We start from the raw sequence: 16,507 nt of genomic DNA on the forward strand, positions 1-16,507 counted from the left end.
CCTCGGCGTGCATTGATTGCGTCGCGCTCGGCACCATCGAAGGTGAAAAATGCCTGTTGCCGCTGACCGAAAACTGACCCAGTAGAGGCTGTTCTGCCGACTGAAAACTGACCCAGGTGTTCAACTGCTTCTGCTCAATTTTTGAGCAGGAGAACACAGGGTGATCAGTATGGAAATGATGGGCAAAATTCGCCGGATGTATTTCCGCGACAAGCTGTCGCTGCATGAGATAGCCAAGCGCACCGGGTTGGCGCGCAACACGATTCGCAAGTGGGTCAGAGCACCTGAGGCCAAGCCGCCGGTCTACCAACGCCGCGCGATCTTCGACAAACTCAGCCCTTTTCACGCCACGCTGGAGCAGGCGCTAAAAGCCGATTCGCTGCGGCCCAAGCAACAGCGGCGCAGTGCCAAGGCGCTGTTGGCGCAAATCAAAGCCGAAGGTTATGACGGTGGCTACAGCCAGCTCACCGCGTTTATCCGTGCCTGGCGAGGGGGACAGGGCAAGGCGTCGCAGGCCTTTGTGCCGCTGACCTTTGCTCTTGGCGAGGCGTTTCAGTTTGACTGGAGCGAGGAAGGCTTGCTGGTCGGCGGCATTTACCGGCGTATGCAGGTGGCACATCTGAAGCTGTGTGCCAGCCGTGCGTTCTGGCTTGTGGCGTATCCGAGCCAGGGCCATGAGATGTTATTTGACGCCCATACACGCTCGTTCGGCTCCTTGGGCGGCGTGCCGCGCCGGGGCATCTACGACAACATGAAGACCGCCGTCGACAGGGTCAATAAGGGCAAAGGCCGGGCGGTGAATGCGCGCTTTGCGGTGATGTGCGCGCATTACCTGTTCGATCCGGACTTCTGCAACGTCGCCGCTGGTTGGGAAAAGGGCATCGTTGAAAAGAACGTGCAAGACAGCCGCAGGCGTATCTGGCTAGACGCCCAGGACTGCCAGTTTCACTCCTTCGAGGAACTCAATGCCTGGCTGGGCCAGCGCTGCCGCGCGCTTTGGAACGAGCTGACGCACCCTCAATACAGCGGGCTGAGTGTGGCCGAAGTGCTGGAGTTGGAGCGCGCTGAACTGATGCCTGTGCCAGCGCCATTCGACGGTTACGTCGAGCGGCCTGCGCGGGTCTCCAGCACCTGCCTGGTCAGCGTCGGGCGCAACCGCTACTCGGTGCCGTGTGAGTATGCGGGTAAGTGGGTCAGCAGCCGTTTGTATCCGACGCGAATCGAGGTGGTGGCTGACGACGCGCTGATCGCCAGCCATGTCCGCTTGCTGGATCGCGACCAGGTCAGCTATGACTGGCAGCACTACCTCCCGCTGATCGAACGCAAGCCCGGTGCGCTGCGCAACGGCGCGCCCTTTGCTGATCTGCCGGCGCCGCTGCGTCAGCTTAAGCACGGTCTGGGGCGTCATGCCGGCGGTGACCGGATCATGGCGCAAGTTCTGGCTGCCGTACCGGTCGCCGGGCTCGATGCGGTGCTGGTGGCTGTTGAGCTGGTACTGGAAAGCGGCAGCCTGAGCGCCGAACACATCCTCAATGTCGTGGCGCGCCTGGCCGCGACCGAACCACCACCCAGCGTCGAAACCCACTTGTCGCTCAAGGAAGCCCCCGTCGCTAACACGGCGCGCTACGACCGCCTGCGTGGCCAGACCGAGGAGATCGGTCATGCGTGATTTGATGGCGGAACTCAAGGAGCTGCGCCTGCACGGCATGGCCACGGCCTGGGCGGAGTTGACTGCGCAGGGTGAGTCGAACACAGCCTCGTCCAAGTGGCTGCTCGAACACAGCCTCGTCCAAGTGGCTGCTCGAACACCTGCTGGAACAAGAGCACACAGATCGCGCCATGCGCTCGGTGAGCCACCAGATGAACATGGCCAAGCTGCCGATGCACCGCGACCTGGCCGGCTTCGACTTCAGCGCCTCCAGCGCAGACGCTCGTTTGATCAGCGAACTGGCCAGTCTGGCCTTTACCGACACCGCGCAGAACGTGGTGCTGATCGGTGGGCCTGGCACCGGTAAAACCCACCTGGCCACTGCGCTGGCCGTGTCCGGCATCACCCGGCACGGCAAGCGCGTGCGCTTCTACTCCACGGTCGATCTGGTCAATCTGCTGGAGCGCGAAAAGCACGACGGCAAAGCCGGGCGGATCGCCCAAGCTCTGCTGCGCATGGATCTGGTCATCCTCGACGAACTGGGTTATCTGCCCTTCAGCCAGGCCGGCGGTGCGTTGCTGTTTCACCTGCTATCCAAGCTGTACGAACACACCAGCGTGGTGATCACCACCAACCTGAGCTTCGCCGAATGGTCGAGCGTGTTCGGCGACGCCAAGATGACCACCGCCCTGCTGGATCGGCTGACCCACCACTGCCACATCGTCGAAACCGGTAACGAGTCCTATCGCCTGCAACACAGTAGCTTGGCGGCCCAGGCCAAGATCAAATCACGGGAGCGAAAGCGTAAGGGCGGCCAGGAACCGGAGGACGATGAGCCGTTCTGATTTCATGGCGACGACGGCCTGCTACATGGCTGCGTGTGGCAGGTCTTAAACAACTGAACTGGGCTAGCGAAGGAGTGGGGGCAACAGCAGCTGCGCTGGTAGACTTATCCACAGTTGCTGGTAACAAAATCAGCAATCCGCCCTGGGTCAAATTTCAATCGGCAGGGTGGGGGTGCGGACGAAAACTTGGACTACTAGAAGGTAGTTCATGTATTCCTACGAAGACCGAATCCGAGCCGTTGAGCTCTACATCAAGCTCGGCAAACGCACCAGCCCGACCATCCGTCAGCTGGGTTACCCAACCAAGAATGCATTGAAGGGGTGGTACCGCGAGTATCAGCAGCGGCTCGACCTGCCGCTGGGATATGCCCGTCGGGAGCCGAAGTTCTCGCAGGGCCAGAAGGCAGCGGCCATCGAGCACTACCTCACACATGATCGATGCATCGCTGCCACCATGAGGGCGCTGGGCTATCCAGGGCGTGGAACGCTAACCAAGTGGGTCCGCGAGGCATTCCCTGAAGCCAGGATGGCCCTTGTCGGCAGTGTGGGCCAGCGAAGATATCCCGATAGCTTGAAGCACGCGGGAGTGATGGAGCTTTGCACCCGGCAGGAAAGTGCACAGGCTGTTGCCGACAGGCTCGGCGTGTGCCGGCCAACGTTGTACAACTGGAAGAACCAGCTTCTGGGGCGTGAGGCACCCGCATCAATGAAACACACCGATCGATCACCGCAGGCGCAAGAGCGTGAAGAGCTCGAGCGCCAAGTTGAGATACTGCGCCACGAAGTCAGGCAACTGCGCCTTGAGCAGGACCTCTTGAACAAGGCCAATGAACTGTTAAAAAAAGGCCTGGGCGTCGATCTGCAGCTCCTGTCCAACCGGGAGAAGACACTGCTGATTGACGCCCTCAGGGAGCACTATGGCCTGCCAGAGCTCCTTGCACAGTTGAGTCTTGCGCGTAGCTCGTACTTCTACCATCGGGCCCGCGCGGCAATCGGAGACAAGTACGTGAGGGTGCGCCAGTCCATCACCGAGATCTTCGAGTCCAATCACCGCTGCTATGGCTACCGCAGGCTGCAAGCCTCACTGGCCAGAGAGCAAGGCCCGATCTCCGAGAAGGTGATACAGCGGCTGATGAAGCAAGAGAGCCTGGTCGTTGCAAAACCCAAGAGGCGTCGGTATGCGTCTTACCTGGGCGAGATCAGCCCAGCACCAGAGAACATCATCAACCGTGACTTCCAGGCAGCAGCCCCCAACAAGAAATGGCTGACCGACATCACGGAGTTCCAGATCCCTGCAGGCAAGGTCTACCTGTCGCCGATCATCGATTGCTTCGACGGGATGGTGGTGAGCTGGACCATCGGCACGAGTCCGGATGCAGAGCTGGTCAACACCATGCTGGATGCAGCCATCGAGACCGTCACAGAGACAAGCGATCGACCAGTGGTCCACTCAGACCGCGGAGGTCACTACCGCTGGCCTGGCTGGCTATCCAGAATGAGCGAGGCCAAGCTCACCCGCTCGATGTCCCGCAAGGCCTGCTCGCCTGACAACGCAGCGTGCGAGGGCTTCTTCGGTCGGTTGAAGAATGAACTGTTCTATCCTCGGGACTGGAAGAGCGTCACAGTTGAGCAGTTCATTGAGGTGCTCGACGACTACATCCGTTGGTACAACGAGAAGCGGATCAAGATCTCCCTGGGGGCCCTCAGCCCGATCGAATACCGGGTGAGCCTTGGACTTGCGGCATAAAACCAGTCCAAGTTTTTATCCGCACCCCCGGTGGGTCAATTTTCCATCAGCGCCAACACACTAAGCAACCATCAGAAAATTTTGACTGTACGCCAAAAAATTCGCATCTACCAGCATCTAAACAGGCGTTGCAGGGCAATCGCATGAACGCCTGCCGATTTGAATGAGTCCTTTCCCAGCGGGCATCCTGAGCGCCTCTCTACTCAGGATGCCCTGCAATGTCGCATCACATACCAATCTCCGATGTTCTGGTCGCCATCAATGATCCCCGTCAGCAGGGCAAGATTCGTCACGACCTGGTCGAAACACTGGTCGTGGCTATCTGCGGCGTGCTTGCCGGCGCTGACACCTTCATCGAAATCGAACTCTGGGCTGAGCAGCGGCTGGACTGGTTCCGCCGTATTCTGAAACTACCCCACGGCATTCCCTCACACGACACCTTTGGACGGCTATTCAGCCTGATCGATCCAGAGGAGTTCGAGCAGGCCTTCCGCTGTTGGGTTGCGGCGATCCTACCGGCCCTTTCTCCGCAAGTGGTTGCCCTAGACGGCAAGACCAGTCGCCGCTCCGGCAAGAAAAACACGGCCCCGTTGCACCTGGTCAGCGCTTTTGCGGCTGATTCAGGGCTGATTCTCGGGCAGAGGGCGACCTCCCAGAAGTCCAACGAGAAGACCGCCATTCCTGAGCTGCTGGCCACACTGGCGCTTGAGGGCTGCACCGTGACGATCGATGCCATGGGTACCCAGCCGGACATTGCACAGGCCATTCTCGATCGCGGGGCGCACTATCTGCTGGCCATCAAGGGAAACCAGCCGAAGCTGGCCGAAGCGATCGATGACTTCGCTGACACCTTTTTGGACGGCGATCCTGCCCGGGTACCCCATGCGCACTTCGAGCATGTCGAGAAGGACCATGGCCGGCTGGAGGTTCGTCGCTGCCATGTTTTCGACCAACTCCAGTGCCTGCCACAGCCAGAACGCTGGCCAGGACTGCGCACTTTCGTGATGCTGGAGTCCGAGCGGACTGTGGGCAACCAGACCAGCCTGGAGCGCCGTTACTACATCAGCAGTCTTGCTCCGGATGCAGAGCGCATCGCACATGCCATCAGGGCGCACTGGGGCGTGGAGAACCGCGTCCACTGGTGCATGGATGTCATTTTTGGTGACGATCAGATGCGGATCCGAACCGGGCATGCTGCCCACAACATGGCCGTTCTCAAGCAACTTACATTGAATTTGATCCGGTTGGATCCGGTCAAGCGCAAGGGTGGCATCAAGGCACGAAGGCTGATTGCTGCAACCTCTGATGATTATCGGGCTGAACTATTAGGTCTCAGGTGAGCTTCATGCGATTGCCTTGACAGGCGTTGTTGATTATCATAAAACACTGACACTGTATTATATAATCGTGCTTTTGTGTTATTTTTTTAATATTTACTGATTACGTACTTGCTTAACCACTCAGTTGCGCTAGAACTAATAGACGCGAAATTTAAATCTCTAATTTTCCAACACTTAGTAAAACCTCGTTTGCCATCCCACTACCATTGTAGGAGCAAATCAGGAGACATAAAAAATTAGCGGTAGCGTGCCTGGCCCTCTAGATAAGTATTGGAGACTGTAATGAAGTTTGAAAAGTCACAGACAGCAATCGACCACCTGACTCCCGAGCAACACCGAATTACCCAGGAGGCGGGCACCGAAAGGCCCTTCACGGGCGAGTACAACGACAACAAGGAGCCTGGCATCTACGTCGACATAGTGTCGGGAGAGCCACTGTTCGCTTCGACGGACAAGTTCGATTCGGGTACTGGCTGGCCCAGCTTCACCAAGCCGATCGTTTCGGCAAACGTGAACGAGGTGCGGGACAGCGCACACGGCATGGTCCGGACGGAGGTCAGGTCAGTACACGCAGACAGTCATCTCGGCCATGTGTTCCCCGATGGTCCTTCCGACCGCGGCGGTCTGCGGTACTGCATCAACTCAGCGTCCCTTCGCTTCATCCCGCGCGACGAGATGGAGTCCGAGGGATACGGTGAATATCTCGATCAAGTAGAGGAGGCTTAACATGCATCAGCGCGCTGTTCTCGCAGGAGGATGTTTCTGGGGCATGCAGGATCTGATCCGCAAGCGGCCCGGCATCATCTCGACCCGTGTGGGTTACACGGGCGGCGATATTCCGAACGCCACGTATCGTAATCACGGCACGCATGCCGAGGGGATCGAGATTGTCTTCGACCCGACAGTGACGAGCTACCGGAACATCCTGGAATTCTTCTTCCAGATCCACGATCCGACGACGCTTAACCGCCAGGGCAATGATCGTGGGCTCTCCTACCGGTCGGGCATCTATTATGTCGACGAGGAGCAGAAGCGCGTCGCCGAGGATACGATCGCCGATGTGGATGCCTCGGGGCTGTGGGATGGCAAAGTGGTGACCGAGGTCCAGCCGGTCGGCGAGTTCTGGGAGGCCGAGCCCGATCACCAGGATTATCTGGAGAAGCGCCCGGGCGGCTACACCTGCCACTTCGTCCGTCCCGGCTGGGTGCTTCCGAAGCGCCAAAAGGTTGACGACGTACAGCCAGCGGCCGGGACCGCGGCGGAATAGGCTTCACTGCCGTTGCCACTGCGCCGATCCGGTCCGCAATCTTCGTGACCGCGTCGTTCAGCGACGCGGTCATCGAACCCTACTTCAGAGTGACGGCTCGTTCCAGTCAGTCGCCATCGCAACACCAGGATCGCAGATTTATGCCAGACCTCTCGTCCTTTCCGATCACGCAGCGCTGGCCGGCATCTCATCCCGATCGCCTGCAACTCTACGCAGCCCCTACGCCCAATGGCGTCAAGGTCTCGATCATGCTTGAGGAGACTGGCCTGGCGTACGAGCCCCACCTGATCGACATCTCGAACAACGAGTCGAAGGATCCGGCGTTCGTGTCGCTGAACCCGAACGGACGCATACCGGCGATCATCGATCCGGCTGGCCCTGACGGTAGACCCATCGCCTTATGGGAATCCGGTGCGATCCTCCTCTATCTGGCCGACAAGACGGGTCAGTTCATCTCCACCGAACCAGGCCAGCGTTACGAGACCCTAGCGTGGGTGTTCTTTCAGATGTCGGCCATCGGGCCGATGTTCGGTCAGCTCGGCTTCTTCCTGCGATTTGGCGGCAAGGACTATGAGGACAAGCGGCCGCAACAGCGCTTTATCGACGAATCCACGCGTCTGCTGGGGATTCTGGATCGCCGGCTGGAAGGCCGCGACTGGATCGTCGACGACTATTCGATCGCGGACATCGCGACGCTCGGCTGGGTGAATGCGCTGGTGGAATTCTACGCTGCGGGTGACATCCTTGGCCTCAGCAGCTTTTCGAACGTCCGCGCATGGCTTGGACGCGGGCTGGCTCGACCGGCCGTCCAGCGTGGCCTCCACATTCCCGCGAGGCCAGCATGAGCATCATCGCCGCCTATTATTACAACGAAGGCAAGCGAGTTCGCGAAATCGCGCTCGATGAGCACGTCAAGTTGGGCGAGAGTCGCTCGGGCTTCTGCTGGATCGCGCTTAGCGAACCCACCCCCGAGGAACTACTCGCGATCCAAAGGACATATAATCTTCATCCGTTGGCGATCGACAACGCGATGCACCCGCTGTGCCCGCCCAAGCTCGAGGTCTACAACGATGAGTTGTACGTCGTCGCGCAGACCGCCGAGCTGGTCGGCGACCGGATCAGCTACGGCAAGATGGCGATCTTCACCGGTCACAATCACCTTATCACCGTGCGGCACGGCAATGCCGGAGCGCTGGGCAAACTTCGGGAGCAACTCGAGGCATCGCCGACGCAGTTCGGCAAGGGTGTCGACTATGTGCTGCACGCGATCTTGCATCGCGTGGTCGACCAGTATCTGCCCATCTTCGAAATGATCGAGGACGACGTCCTGGCGATGGAGCGACGGTCGCTGCACGATTTCCTCGGGCCAGAAGAGGTGGCGCGAATCTTCGAACTAAGGTCCGAACTCACGCGGTTCCAGCGCACGCTCGGGGCTATGGCCGAGCTGGTGCGAAAGCTCGTTCGCGGCCACTTTCCCTGCATCAGCGCCGAAATGACACCATATTTCCACGACGTCGCGGACCATGTCCACCGCGTGCAGTCCATGGTCGACGGCCTCCTGCTTGTCCTGTCCACGGTCTTTGAGGCCAGCAGCCTTCTTGAAGCGCAAAGGACGGGGGTGATCACCCGCCAGCTGGCGGCTTGGGCGGCAATACTGGCAGTCCCGACGGCGATCGCTGGAATATACGGCATGAACTTTAAGCACATGCCGGAGCTGGACACGGCCTACGGATACTTTGTCGTGCTCGGAGTGATAGCGATATCGTGCGTTTTCCTATTTGTGCGCTTCAAGAAGGCTAAGTGGCTGTGAATACTGCCCATCGTTTTCTTCGCCGTCATCTGACGGTTACAGCGGGCCTTATACGGAAGCTTGTCCAATCCAACTCAAGATGAAGGTGCGTCCATGACATAGCAGCTGACCGACGCTCTACAAGCAGTTCAGTCCTTCATCGCCAAGGGCTAAGACCGCGAATAGCGCGTCAAGGACAGCAATCTCGTCGATCTCGAGCCAGGATCAACCATCGGTCCGTGCGGCATCTGCGTCGACGCGGCGTTTCGCCTCGGAAGCGGTGATGATGGCGATAACGCCTCCACCCTCTACGCGATCACCGATCCGGCGACCGAGCATAAGGGCCTGTTGATCGACGTGTTCGATGAAATCTGCTACCGCGACCCAGTTCAAGAGTCGGGACCTCAATGTAGAAGAAGTTGACTAACGAGCATTCGCGTCATCCGATCAAGCAAGCTGGAGACATTTATGAAAGCCATTGGTTACAAGGTTCCGGGACCCATCGCCGCGGATGCCGCGCTGGTCGACATCAATCTGCCTCGGCCTGTCGCTGCAGGATACGATATCCTGGTTGAGGTGAAGGCCGTCTCGGTCAACCCGGTCGACTACAAGGTCCGCAACAGCACGCCGCCGGCAGATGGCGATTGGAAGGTGCTGGGATGGGATGCCGCCGGGATTGTGCGCGAGGTCGGCCCCGACGTCACGCAGTTCGAGTTAGGCGACGAGGTCTATTATGCCGGATCGATCACACGGCCCGGTACCAATGCGGAGTTCCATCTCGTCGACGCCCGGATTGTCGGTCACAAACCTGCGTCGCTCTCCTGGGCGGAAGCGGCGGCGCTGCCGCTGACGACGTTGACGGCCTGGGAGGCGATGTTCGACCGCCTGGACGTGGCGAAGCCCGTACCCGGTGCGGCGGAGGCGATCCTCATCATCGGTGGCGCGGGCGGGGTTGGGTCGATCGCCGTCCAGATCGCGCGACAGCGCACGGACCTCACCGTCATCGCCACAGCCTCTCGACCGGAAACCCAAGAGTGGGTAAGAGGGCTTGGAGCTCACCACGTCATCGACCATTCTCGTCCGCTCGCGCCACAGATCGCCGAACTCGGCATCGGTGCTCCCGCTTTCGTCTTTTCGACCACACATACCGAGCAACATGTCGCCGACATCGCCGAACTGATCGCCCCACAAGGACGGTTCGGACTGATCGACGATCCCAAGGCATTCGATATCATGGTTTTCAAGCGCAAGGCGGTGTCGATCCACCACGAGCTGATGTTCACGCGGTCGATCTACGGCACGCCCGACATGAATGAGCAGGGCGAGATTCTGGATGCGATGGCAGCGCTGGTTGACGACGGCAAAATCCGCACGACGCTGACCCGGCGACTGTCGCCGATCAATGCCGCCAATCTGAAGACGGTGCATGCACTGATCGAAAGTGGCGCGGCTAAAGGCAAGATCGTCCTCGAAGGCTTCTAACGACCGCGATCGCCAAACATCTTGTCCAACCTCAAAAAGCCGAACGGGTTATGCCCCAGCGATGAGAATCCCATGACCAAATCTATTGCCACCGCCTCGATCAACCGCGAAACCGCAGTCGCCCTCATCGACGCGGCGCTCGCTGCGGCCCGTGCCATCGGCATCCCGGCTGCCGTCGCCGTCGTCGACGCCACCGGTAACCTGCGCGCGTTCGAGCGCACCGACGATGCGCCGTTCCTTACCGTCGATGTTGCCATCGACAAGGCCTGGAGTTCCGCCTCGTTTGGGTTCCCGACCCATGTCTGGAACGACTATGTGACCAACGATCCAAAAGTGGCGCCGCTAGCCTATCGCCCTCGGATGGTCGCTGTCGGCGGCGGTTATCCGATTCTGGAGGATGGGAAGTTGATCGGCGGCATAGGCATCTCCGGAGGCAACTATCAGCAGGATCAGGATGCGTGCGTCGAGGCACTCATGAAAATCGGGTTCCAGTTGCCAGCCTGACGACTGTGAGGCCATCACCGGTGGTAATGGCCAACAGATCCAACCTTTGAGAGGCCTAATGATGGAAGCGTTCGTCGTCTTTACGCGGGAAGAAACCAGCGACCCACATGCACTCGCAACCTATTCTGCAGGCGTCGGACCATCGTTCGATGGTCACGACGTTACCTTTCTCGCCGCTTATGGCGCGATCCAGCATTTGGAGGGGCCGCCCATCGAAGGGGCCGTAATCTTGCGTTTCCCGACGATGCAGGCCGCTCGCGACTGGTATGACAGTCCCGCCTACCAAACCATCGCTGCTCAACGCTTTGCCGGTTCCCGTTACCGCGCCTTTATCATTGAAGGGCGGCGGTGACATACCGACAGAAGCACTTCGGCGCTGACCACGAGGTATCGGCGTGTGAACTCGCATCTTGGGAATCTGTGGGGGGGACCAAGACAGCGGCGCTAGGGGCTCATATCGTCGATCGGATCAGAGAGTTGCTCGGCGAGAATGGGTTATCTATTGCCGAGCTGACGGAGCGGAGCCGCCCTCTCCCAACGGATTGATTCAATCGTTGACGCTCCTCCTATCCGGATCCGGGTTTTCGCACGCTGATCAACAGAGTTACAGCGCGCAACGCCTGTAGTGGGCATCAGGGGATGGGTGGCAATCAGGATGATTGCCCACCTTCCAACGATTAACCTTGCTCAAGTTGCTTCACTAGTCGCTCCGCGTCGAGATGGAAGTCCGAGAAAACAATGCTACCGCCAGCGTCGATAACCGTAAACCACGGAGTTCCTCGTGTGCGGTAGTCTTCCATGAAGGTTGGAAACGGCGAGCCGGTCGGTTGCTCGTCGTGACCGAAAACGATAGGAAGCTCATACTTGAGCTGGTTCACGCGCAACTTCTCGAAGGTATTCTCATGCGTTCCTTCGAAGACGGTCTGGATCACTGCGAACCCCACGTCCTTTGAGCTCAACGCTGCATGCAACTTTTGTAGCGTCGGAAACCCATGCAAATGGCAACCTTGGCACCAATGCTGGAAGGCAAACAAGATTTTCGGGCCGGGCCCGATATCTGACAGTTTGAACGGCGCGATACTTTCCCCATCTTTGCCAATCCATTTTTGCACCCGCAGCTCAGGCGCTTGTCGTTCGATCTCGTTCATCTGATCCTCCAACCCCGATACAGAAGCTTAGTGGATGATCGCGCGTCGCGACGGTGCGCGAACGTCCGACCTTATTTTCCCTATTTCCTGAAGCCAGAATAGATCAGATCGACATTTCGTCCTTAATATACTCAAGCTGCCGGCGAGCGCGAACTGGGCAACCATGCGCTGGTGAGCCTTGAGCTTTGCACGCTGCCCATCCGTTTGAGAGCGAACCTGCAACTTCCGCTCCGCATACCGCAGATCAGCGTACGCAGCCTTGGGGTTATCTACCCTATAGCCATTGGGTATTGGGAATCATGCTGGCCTGACGCTATGTTCGATACGCGATTTTTTACGATGATAGAGCATCTGTATCTGATTTTTAGTCGATTGGCTTATTCGGCGGATGTGCGGGCAAATGCTTTACGCAGAGTACTGAAATGAAGGCCGGCTTCGGTCTGCCGTATCGAGCAAGAGGGGTCACTATGGTCACCAGAGGTTTCACCGGTCGCGGTTCAGGCGACCAGTCCGATCGGATTCCGCCAGGTCAGCATCTGGTGGAGGATTTCCCTGTTCTGTCGGCCGGCCCTACGCCGAGGGTAGAGCCCTCCGACTGGAAATTCACAGTCAAAATTGGTCCGAAGCCCGTCAAAACGTGGAATTGGGGCGAATTCAACACTCTACCAAAGACCCAGGTGACAAAGGATATTCACTGCGTCACCTCTTGGTCCAAACTGGATACCGTTTGGGAGGGTGTACTCATTGAAGACATCCTTGCAGATGCAGAGCTTGATCGGCCTACCGATTTCGTCTTGGCGCACTGCTACGATAATTATTCGACAAACGTCCCTCTGACGGATCTGCTTTCCGGGAAAGCGATGGTCGCCCTCAGTTATGCGGGCAAGCCACTTTCCCGCGATCATGGGGGGCCGGCGCGTCTTCTAGTGCCGCACCTTTACTTCTGGAAATCCGCCAAATGGGTGAATGCGCTGCAATTCACGACGCGTGACGAGGCCGGCTTTTGGGAGCTGCACGGCTATCACATCTACGGCGATCCGTGGCGCGAACAACGATACACCCATGACTGAAAACGAAGCGCAAGTCCGTTCGTGGCAATCATGCGTGATCGACGACATCATCCAGCAAACACCGAGTATCAAGAGCTTCTTCCTTCGGTTGAGCAAGCCGTTCGCGCACACCGCAGGTCAGCACGTCGATATCCGGCTGACCGCGCCCGACGGCTACAGTGCAATGCGCAGCTACTCGATCGCGTCATCGGCAGTTTCGACCCCGATCGTCGAGATAGCTATCGAGCGCATGCCGGATGCCGAAGTTTCGCCGTTTTTTCACGACATCGCGGCGATTGGTGACGAAATCGAAGTTCGCGGTCCGCTCGGTGGCCATTTCCTTTGGCCTGAGCCTGCCATAGATCCGGTTCTGTTGATCGGGGGAGGCTCCGGCCTCGTGCCGTTGATGGCAATGATCCGGCAGCGCCGCGCATTGGCCCAAGCCGTTCCGACAGCGTTGCTCCTGTCCGCACGAACCGCCGAGGACGTTCTCTTCTCAGAAGAACTTCATTGCATCGAAATCAGCGATCCGGCGTTCGTCCTGGCGCTCGCGATTACGCGCGAGAAACCGGTTCGCGCATCGGACTTTGCGCGACGGATCGACGGCATGATGGTCCAAGAAATTCTAACCAGGCTTCAGGGAAAGCCGACGCAAGTGTTCGTCTGCGGGTCTAACGGATTCGTCAACATCGCAACCGATAGCGCGCTGCTGGCGGGCTTGGACGCCTCCATCATCAAGACGGAGCGCTACGGGGGCTAGCGGCGCGAGCTATCTCACGTCGCGCCGATCGTAGACGTGCGCCCTGGGAAGCTTTGGCGATCAACGTGAACCGTTTTGCCGAACACAGTCTTCGTACCCCCCGGCCTCTAGAACGCCTTCGCTCGCGATACCTGGCTCGACATCAAGCTCAATTTGAAAGTTCCTGCACTATCCGTCGTCCTGATATGCTCGACCAGCATGATGGGCGATTCGAGCGGGACCTCTTCCGTCCCAATCGAGGCTCGGTTACCTTAGAGCATCGGCTCGGCGCTACAGGAGGCGCGTGCGGCCTCTGCCTGGCGGTGAAAGCACTTTGGGCCATGTCGCCTGGATAGCGGCCAATCGTCAGCATCTGCTCCGATGTCGGCCAAGGTGCAGTCGCCATCTTTGAACGCCGCGAATTGGAGATCAACGCCATGACAGCGATCCGCGTGCAACTGCCGGAGATGCAATATGACAACTGATGTATTGCTGTACACCACGAATTGGTGCCCGTTCTGCCGCCGAGCGAAGGCGCTCCTCAAGGAAAAGGGCGTGCGATGGAAGGAGCTCGATATTGAGGCGGATCCGGCTCACCGGCAGGCCATGGCGGAAGCGTCGGGGCGAAGCTCCGTGCCGCAGATCTTCATCAATGGCACCCTTATCGGTGGCTCCGATGAGCTATTCGCGCTCGATGTCAGAGGCGAGCTCGACAAACTTCTCGGGCGCAACCCGCCTGCCACCTGAGGAGGTGCGGCTTGGGGCAGCCAGCCCGCGAGCCTTCGCCGGTTGATGAATACAAAAGGAGAGTCCGTTGGTCTCAGCCATCTGGAAAGACACTACTATCGCCACAAGCGACGAAACAGTCATCGTCGAGGGAAATCACTACTTCCCACCGTCAGGAGTCGACCTGAGCCTGCTTGAGATGAGCCCGCACACATCTGTCTGTCCGATCAAAGGCGCCGCGCGCTTCTTTCATGTTCGCGCGGGTGACGCGCTCAACGTGAACGCCGCTTGGACCTATCCCGCCCCCACTCCGGATGCCGAGGGTATCCGGGATTACATCGCTTTCTGGAAAGGCGTGGACGTTGCCTAGCAGACTGGACGGACGACTTCGCTGATAGCCATGCGGGCGCCGACATCTCAATTATCCTGCCCACCCCGGGCCTCGTCGGCTGCAGGAATCTGCCCGGCACCTTAGCGCGACCCGGCACTGGCGGTCTCGCACCCGCCGCGCCTCTGTTCTATCAATAAGGATGGATGACATGGAGCATTCCGAGTTCGATGCCGCTTTCGCGAAGCTTGCGGAGGGATACAGAGAAGGGACTTATGAAGGCCGGCGTTTCAGCTTGATCGTCCGGCGATCTGGGGACGGACGTCGCAACAGTCTGTTCGCCAGGGAGTTGGACGGGACTGACATTGTCAGCTTCAACCTCTTCCGCGTTACATCAGATAGGACATTGTTGAAGCCGTGCGAAATGTCCGCCGAAAAGGTCGTAGCGTTCGTGCTGGAGTTCCGACCGGACACCTGACGGGCAGAAGAAGATCCCGGCCAACCGGCGCGCCTGCGACGGCCGGCTATCTAAGGCTGCGCAAGCCTATAGCCGCAGCTCATTGCACTTCGTCTGGCGAGGAATTCAACATCGATACGTCGCCATCCGCGGGGATATCGGTACAGGCGCCCGTGTAAGCCAGATTGAGAAATCCTAAGCGATGACTAACACCAATGACGCCACCCTTCCGACACATTCTATTCTTGAGGAATGCACAGCGATGGCTGTCGTCAACGCTCTGAAGATTATTCTGAAGAACAGCTACGCGATCTACCTTAAGACAAAAAATGCCACTCGGGCGCATCCCGCCCCTACTTCAGGGACTTTCACTTGCTTCTCGCTCTGTCACTCACAGCATCGGCACGCCCATGACGCATGGTATCCAGGCCTCATAATTTTCCCATATAACCTTCTTGTCTTTTGCGCACCCAGAAAGACTCGAGGCTTTAACTGGACAGATGAGCCCTCGAGGGTAGTGTTCACCTGATTGGCTTTCTCATATCTGATGTTGATTCGCACAGTGTGCCAACCAGGTGATAGTTTCAAAAAACCTGCGCTTCAGAGCGAATTAGACGATCTTCGATAAGAGCGATCCGCCTCAAAATCCAAAACATCTAACATTGTCCTAGAGCCATATTTGTACCTAGTACTATGGCGCTCCCATTAACACATTTGATGATGCACAGAAAACTTAGCTCATGATAGCTTTCAGCTAACAGCTATTCGGAAGCCCGAAAGGATTCAACCGTTTAAGCGTGAACCGTCGATTATAAATACTTTCGTAAGTTAGCTTTAAAGGACGCTTTTAGTCCTTGTAAATACGCATTACGACTCCACAGCTACCAAATCCATACGGCGCCAGCAACCATTAAAACACCCGACACTACTAAAACAATAGTAGAGGCGCGATTGCTGCCTTTCAAAGTATGACCAACACCCACATCCATAACTAGGTGTCGAATTCCGGCTACGAGATGATAAATAAATGAAGAGTATACCAACCAGAAACTAACTTTGCCGAAAGGTGAAGAAAAAATCTCCTTGACTTCATTAAAACCCTTTTCTGACTCCAACGATTTGCTCAGCACATACAGTATCAGTCCCAGAAAAATAAAGAGCATAATTCCTGAAATCCGGTGCAGAATCGATGTAAGCGCCGTGAGAGGAAGCTGAATGGTTCGAATATCAAGATTAACCGGCCGCTTTTTATTCATTTTGACTCCAGTCAACAATTCTAGTGGGGGATTTCAGTTTTCGATCTCATTCATCATAGCAGCTGTAACTAAGGCTGGCGGCGACAATAATGGAGATATTCGGGGCTTACGTTGCATTTTGAGGTCGCAAGTGCATGTGCGTAAATTGAAGCAAATTGCAAGGTTATGCCCAATAGGTAGCT

Annotated in this window: 18 protein-coding genes and 1 pseudogene; 16 read left to right on the forward strand and 3 right to left on the reverse strand. The window is 57.7% G+C overall.

The window, feature by feature from the left end:
- The first annotated feature begins 169 nt into the window (after positions 1 to 169).
- The 8 genes and pseudogenes from istA to QRO95_RS18205 all read left to right on the forward strand — a co-directional run bounded on the left by istA (position 170) and on the right by QRO95_RS18205 (position 8,657).
- On the forward strand, positions 170 to 1,669 hold the full coding sequence (gene istA, locus QRO95_RS18170) for an IS21-like element ISPst3 family transposase (protein WP_285303146.1): 1,500 nt from the start codon (positions 170 to 172) through the stop codon (positions 1,667 to 1,669).
- Positions 1,662 to 2,493: pseudogene (gene istB, locus QRO95_RS18175) on the forward strand (IS21-like element ISPst3 family helper ATPase IstB). The gene istA and the pseudogene istB overlap by 8 nt, the downstream one beginning before the upstream one ends.
- Positions 2,494 to 2,701: 208 nt before the next feature.
- The gene (locus QRO95_RS18180; RefSeq protein WP_285303141.1) at positions 2,702 to 4,240 is read left to right on the forward strand and encodes an IS3 family transposase; all 1,539 of its coding nucleotides are present in this window, start codon (positions 2,702 to 2,704) and stop codon (positions 4,238 to 4,240) included.
- A 218-nt stretch (positions 4,241 to 4,458) separates the two neighbouring features.
- A complete protein-coding gene (locus QRO95_RS18185; RefSeq protein ID WP_010455375.1) occupies positions 4,459 to 5,580 on the forward strand; it encodes an ISAs1-like element ISPa60 family transposase in 1,122 nt (373 codons plus the stop codon).
- Between the two features lie 282 nt (positions 5,581 to 5,862).
- Positions 5,863 to 6,306: a peptide-methionine (R)-S-oxide reductase MsrB gene (msrB, locus tag QRO95_RS18190; RefSeq protein ID WP_003464965.1), complete on the forward strand. Its 444-nt coding sequence runs from the start codon at positions 5,863 to 5,865 to the stop codon at positions 6,304 to 6,306.
- A 1-nt stretch (position 6,307) separates the two neighbouring features.
- Complete coding sequence (msrA, locus tag QRO95_RS18195) at positions 6,308 to 6,847, forward strand: peptide-methionine (S)-S-oxide reductase MsrA (protein ID WP_003464967.1); 540 nt, start codon at positions 6,308 to 6,310, stop codon at positions 6,845 to 6,847.
- Positions 6,848 to 6,987: 140 nt separating this feature from the next.
- Positions 6,988 to 7,692: a glutathione S-transferase N-terminal domain-containing protein gene (locus QRO95_RS18200; RefSeq protein ID WP_003464969.1), complete on the forward strand. Its 705-nt coding sequence runs from the start codon at positions 6,988 to 6,990 to the stop codon at positions 7,690 to 7,692.
- Positions 7,689 to 8,657 (forward strand): magnesium and cobalt transport protein CorA, encoded by a 969-nt coding sequence (locus QRO95_RS18205; RefSeq protein WP_003464971.1) that lies wholly within the window; start codon positions 7,689 to 7,691, stop codon positions 8,655 to 8,657. The genes QRO95_RS18200 and QRO95_RS18205 overlap by 4 nt, the downstream gene beginning before the upstream one ends.
- A gap of 204 nt (positions 8,658 to 8,861) precedes the next feature.
- Here QRO95_RS18205 and QRO95_RS18210 read toward each other — a convergent pair whose 3' ends face one another.
- Positions 8,862 to 9,029, reverse strand: a complete 168-nt coding sequence (locus tag QRO95_RS18210; protein WP_016487060.1) for a hypothetical protein — start codon at positions 9,027 to 9,029, stop codon at positions 8,862 to 8,864.
- 75 nt (positions 9,030 to 9,104) lie between these two features.
- Here QRO95_RS18210 and QRO95_RS18215 point away from each other — a divergent pair, with 75 nt between their 5' ends.
- The 3 genes from QRO95_RS18215 to QRO95_RS18225 all read left to right on the forward strand — a co-directional run bounded on the left by QRO95_RS18215 (position 9,105) and on the right by QRO95_RS18225 (position 10,974).
- On the forward strand, positions 9,105 to 10,118 hold the full coding sequence (locus tag QRO95_RS18215; RefSeq protein ID WP_002118279.1) for a zinc-binding alcohol dehydrogenase family protein: 1,014 nt from the start codon (positions 9,105 to 9,107) through the stop codon (positions 10,116 to 10,118).
- Positions 10,119 to 10,190: 72 nt separating this feature from the next.
- Positions 10,191 to 10,622: a heme-binding protein gene (locus tag QRO95_RS18220; RefSeq protein ID WP_005006001.1), complete on the forward strand. Its 432-nt coding sequence runs from the start codon at positions 10,191 to 10,193 to the stop codon at positions 10,620 to 10,622.
- A gap of 58 nt (positions 10,623 to 10,680) precedes the next feature.
- Complete coding sequence (locus QRO95_RS18225) at positions 10,681 to 10,974, forward strand: DUF1330 domain-containing protein (protein ID WP_010591688.1); 294 nt, start codon at positions 10,681 to 10,683, stop codon at positions 10,972 to 10,974.
- A gap of 325 nt (positions 10,975 to 11,299) precedes the next feature.
- Here QRO95_RS18225 and QRO95_RS18230 read toward each other — a convergent pair whose 3' ends face one another.
- A complete protein-coding gene (locus tag QRO95_RS18230) occupies positions 11,300 to 11,770 on the reverse strand; it encodes a hypothetical protein (protein ID WP_003464979.1) in 471 nt (156 codons plus the stop codon).
- Positions 11,771 to 12,237: 467 nt separating this feature from the next.
- Between QRO95_RS18230 and QRO95_RS18235 the strand changes: the two genes are divergently transcribed.
- The 5 genes from QRO95_RS18235 (at position 12,238) to QRO95_RS18255 (ending at position 15,090) form a co-directional block, all read left to right on the forward strand.
- Positions 12,238 to 12,840, forward strand: coding sequence for a sulfite oxidase-like oxidoreductase (locus QRO95_RS18235; RefSeq protein ID WP_003464980.1), 603 nt, complete (start codon positions 12,238 to 12,240; stop codon positions 12,838 to 12,840).
- Positions 12,833 to 13,579 carry a ferredoxin reductase gene (locus QRO95_RS18240; protein ID WP_002118292.1) on the forward strand — a complete coding sequence of 249 codons (747 nt, stop codon included), beginning with the start codon at positions 12,833 to 12,835 and terminating at the stop codon, positions 13,577 to 13,579. The genes QRO95_RS18235 and QRO95_RS18240 overlap by 8 nt, the downstream gene beginning before the upstream one ends.
- 453 nt (positions 13,580 to 14,032) lie before the next feature.
- Positions 14,033 to 14,305, forward strand: a complete 273-nt coding sequence (gene grxC / locus QRO95_RS18245) for a glutaredoxin 3 (protein WP_005005995.1) — start codon at positions 14,033 to 14,035, stop codon at positions 14,303 to 14,305.
- A 67-nt stretch (positions 14,306 to 14,372) separates the two neighbouring features.
- Entirely contained in the window at positions 14,373 to 14,654 is a 282-nt protein-coding gene (locus QRO95_RS18250; protein ID WP_003464986.1) for a DUF427 domain-containing protein, read from the forward strand.
- A gap of 169 nt (positions 14,655 to 14,823) precedes the next feature.
- Positions 14,824 to 15,090: a hypothetical protein gene (locus QRO95_RS18255; RefSeq protein ID WP_003464988.1), complete on the forward strand. Its 267-nt coding sequence runs from the start codon at positions 14,824 to 14,826 to the stop codon at positions 15,088 to 15,090.
- Positions 15,091 to 15,950: 860 nt separating this feature from the next.
- Here QRO95_RS18255 and sdhC read toward each other — a convergent pair.
- The gene (sdhC, locus tag QRO95_RS18260) at positions 15,951 to 16,325 is read right to left on the reverse strand and encodes a succinate dehydrogenase, cytochrome b556 subunit (protein ID WP_285303142.1); all 375 of its coding nucleotides are present in this window, start codon (positions 16,323 to 16,325) and stop codon (positions 15,951 to 15,953) included.
- Positions 16,326 to 16,507: the final 182 nt, after the last annotated feature.

Origin of the sequence: Stenotrophomonas maltophilia group sp. Smal13 (assembly GCF_030236855.1) — a bacterium.
Lineage (GTDB): Bacteria > Pseudomonadota > Gammaproteobacteria > Xanthomonadales > Xanthomonadaceae > Stenotrophomonas > Stenotrophomonas maltophilia_A.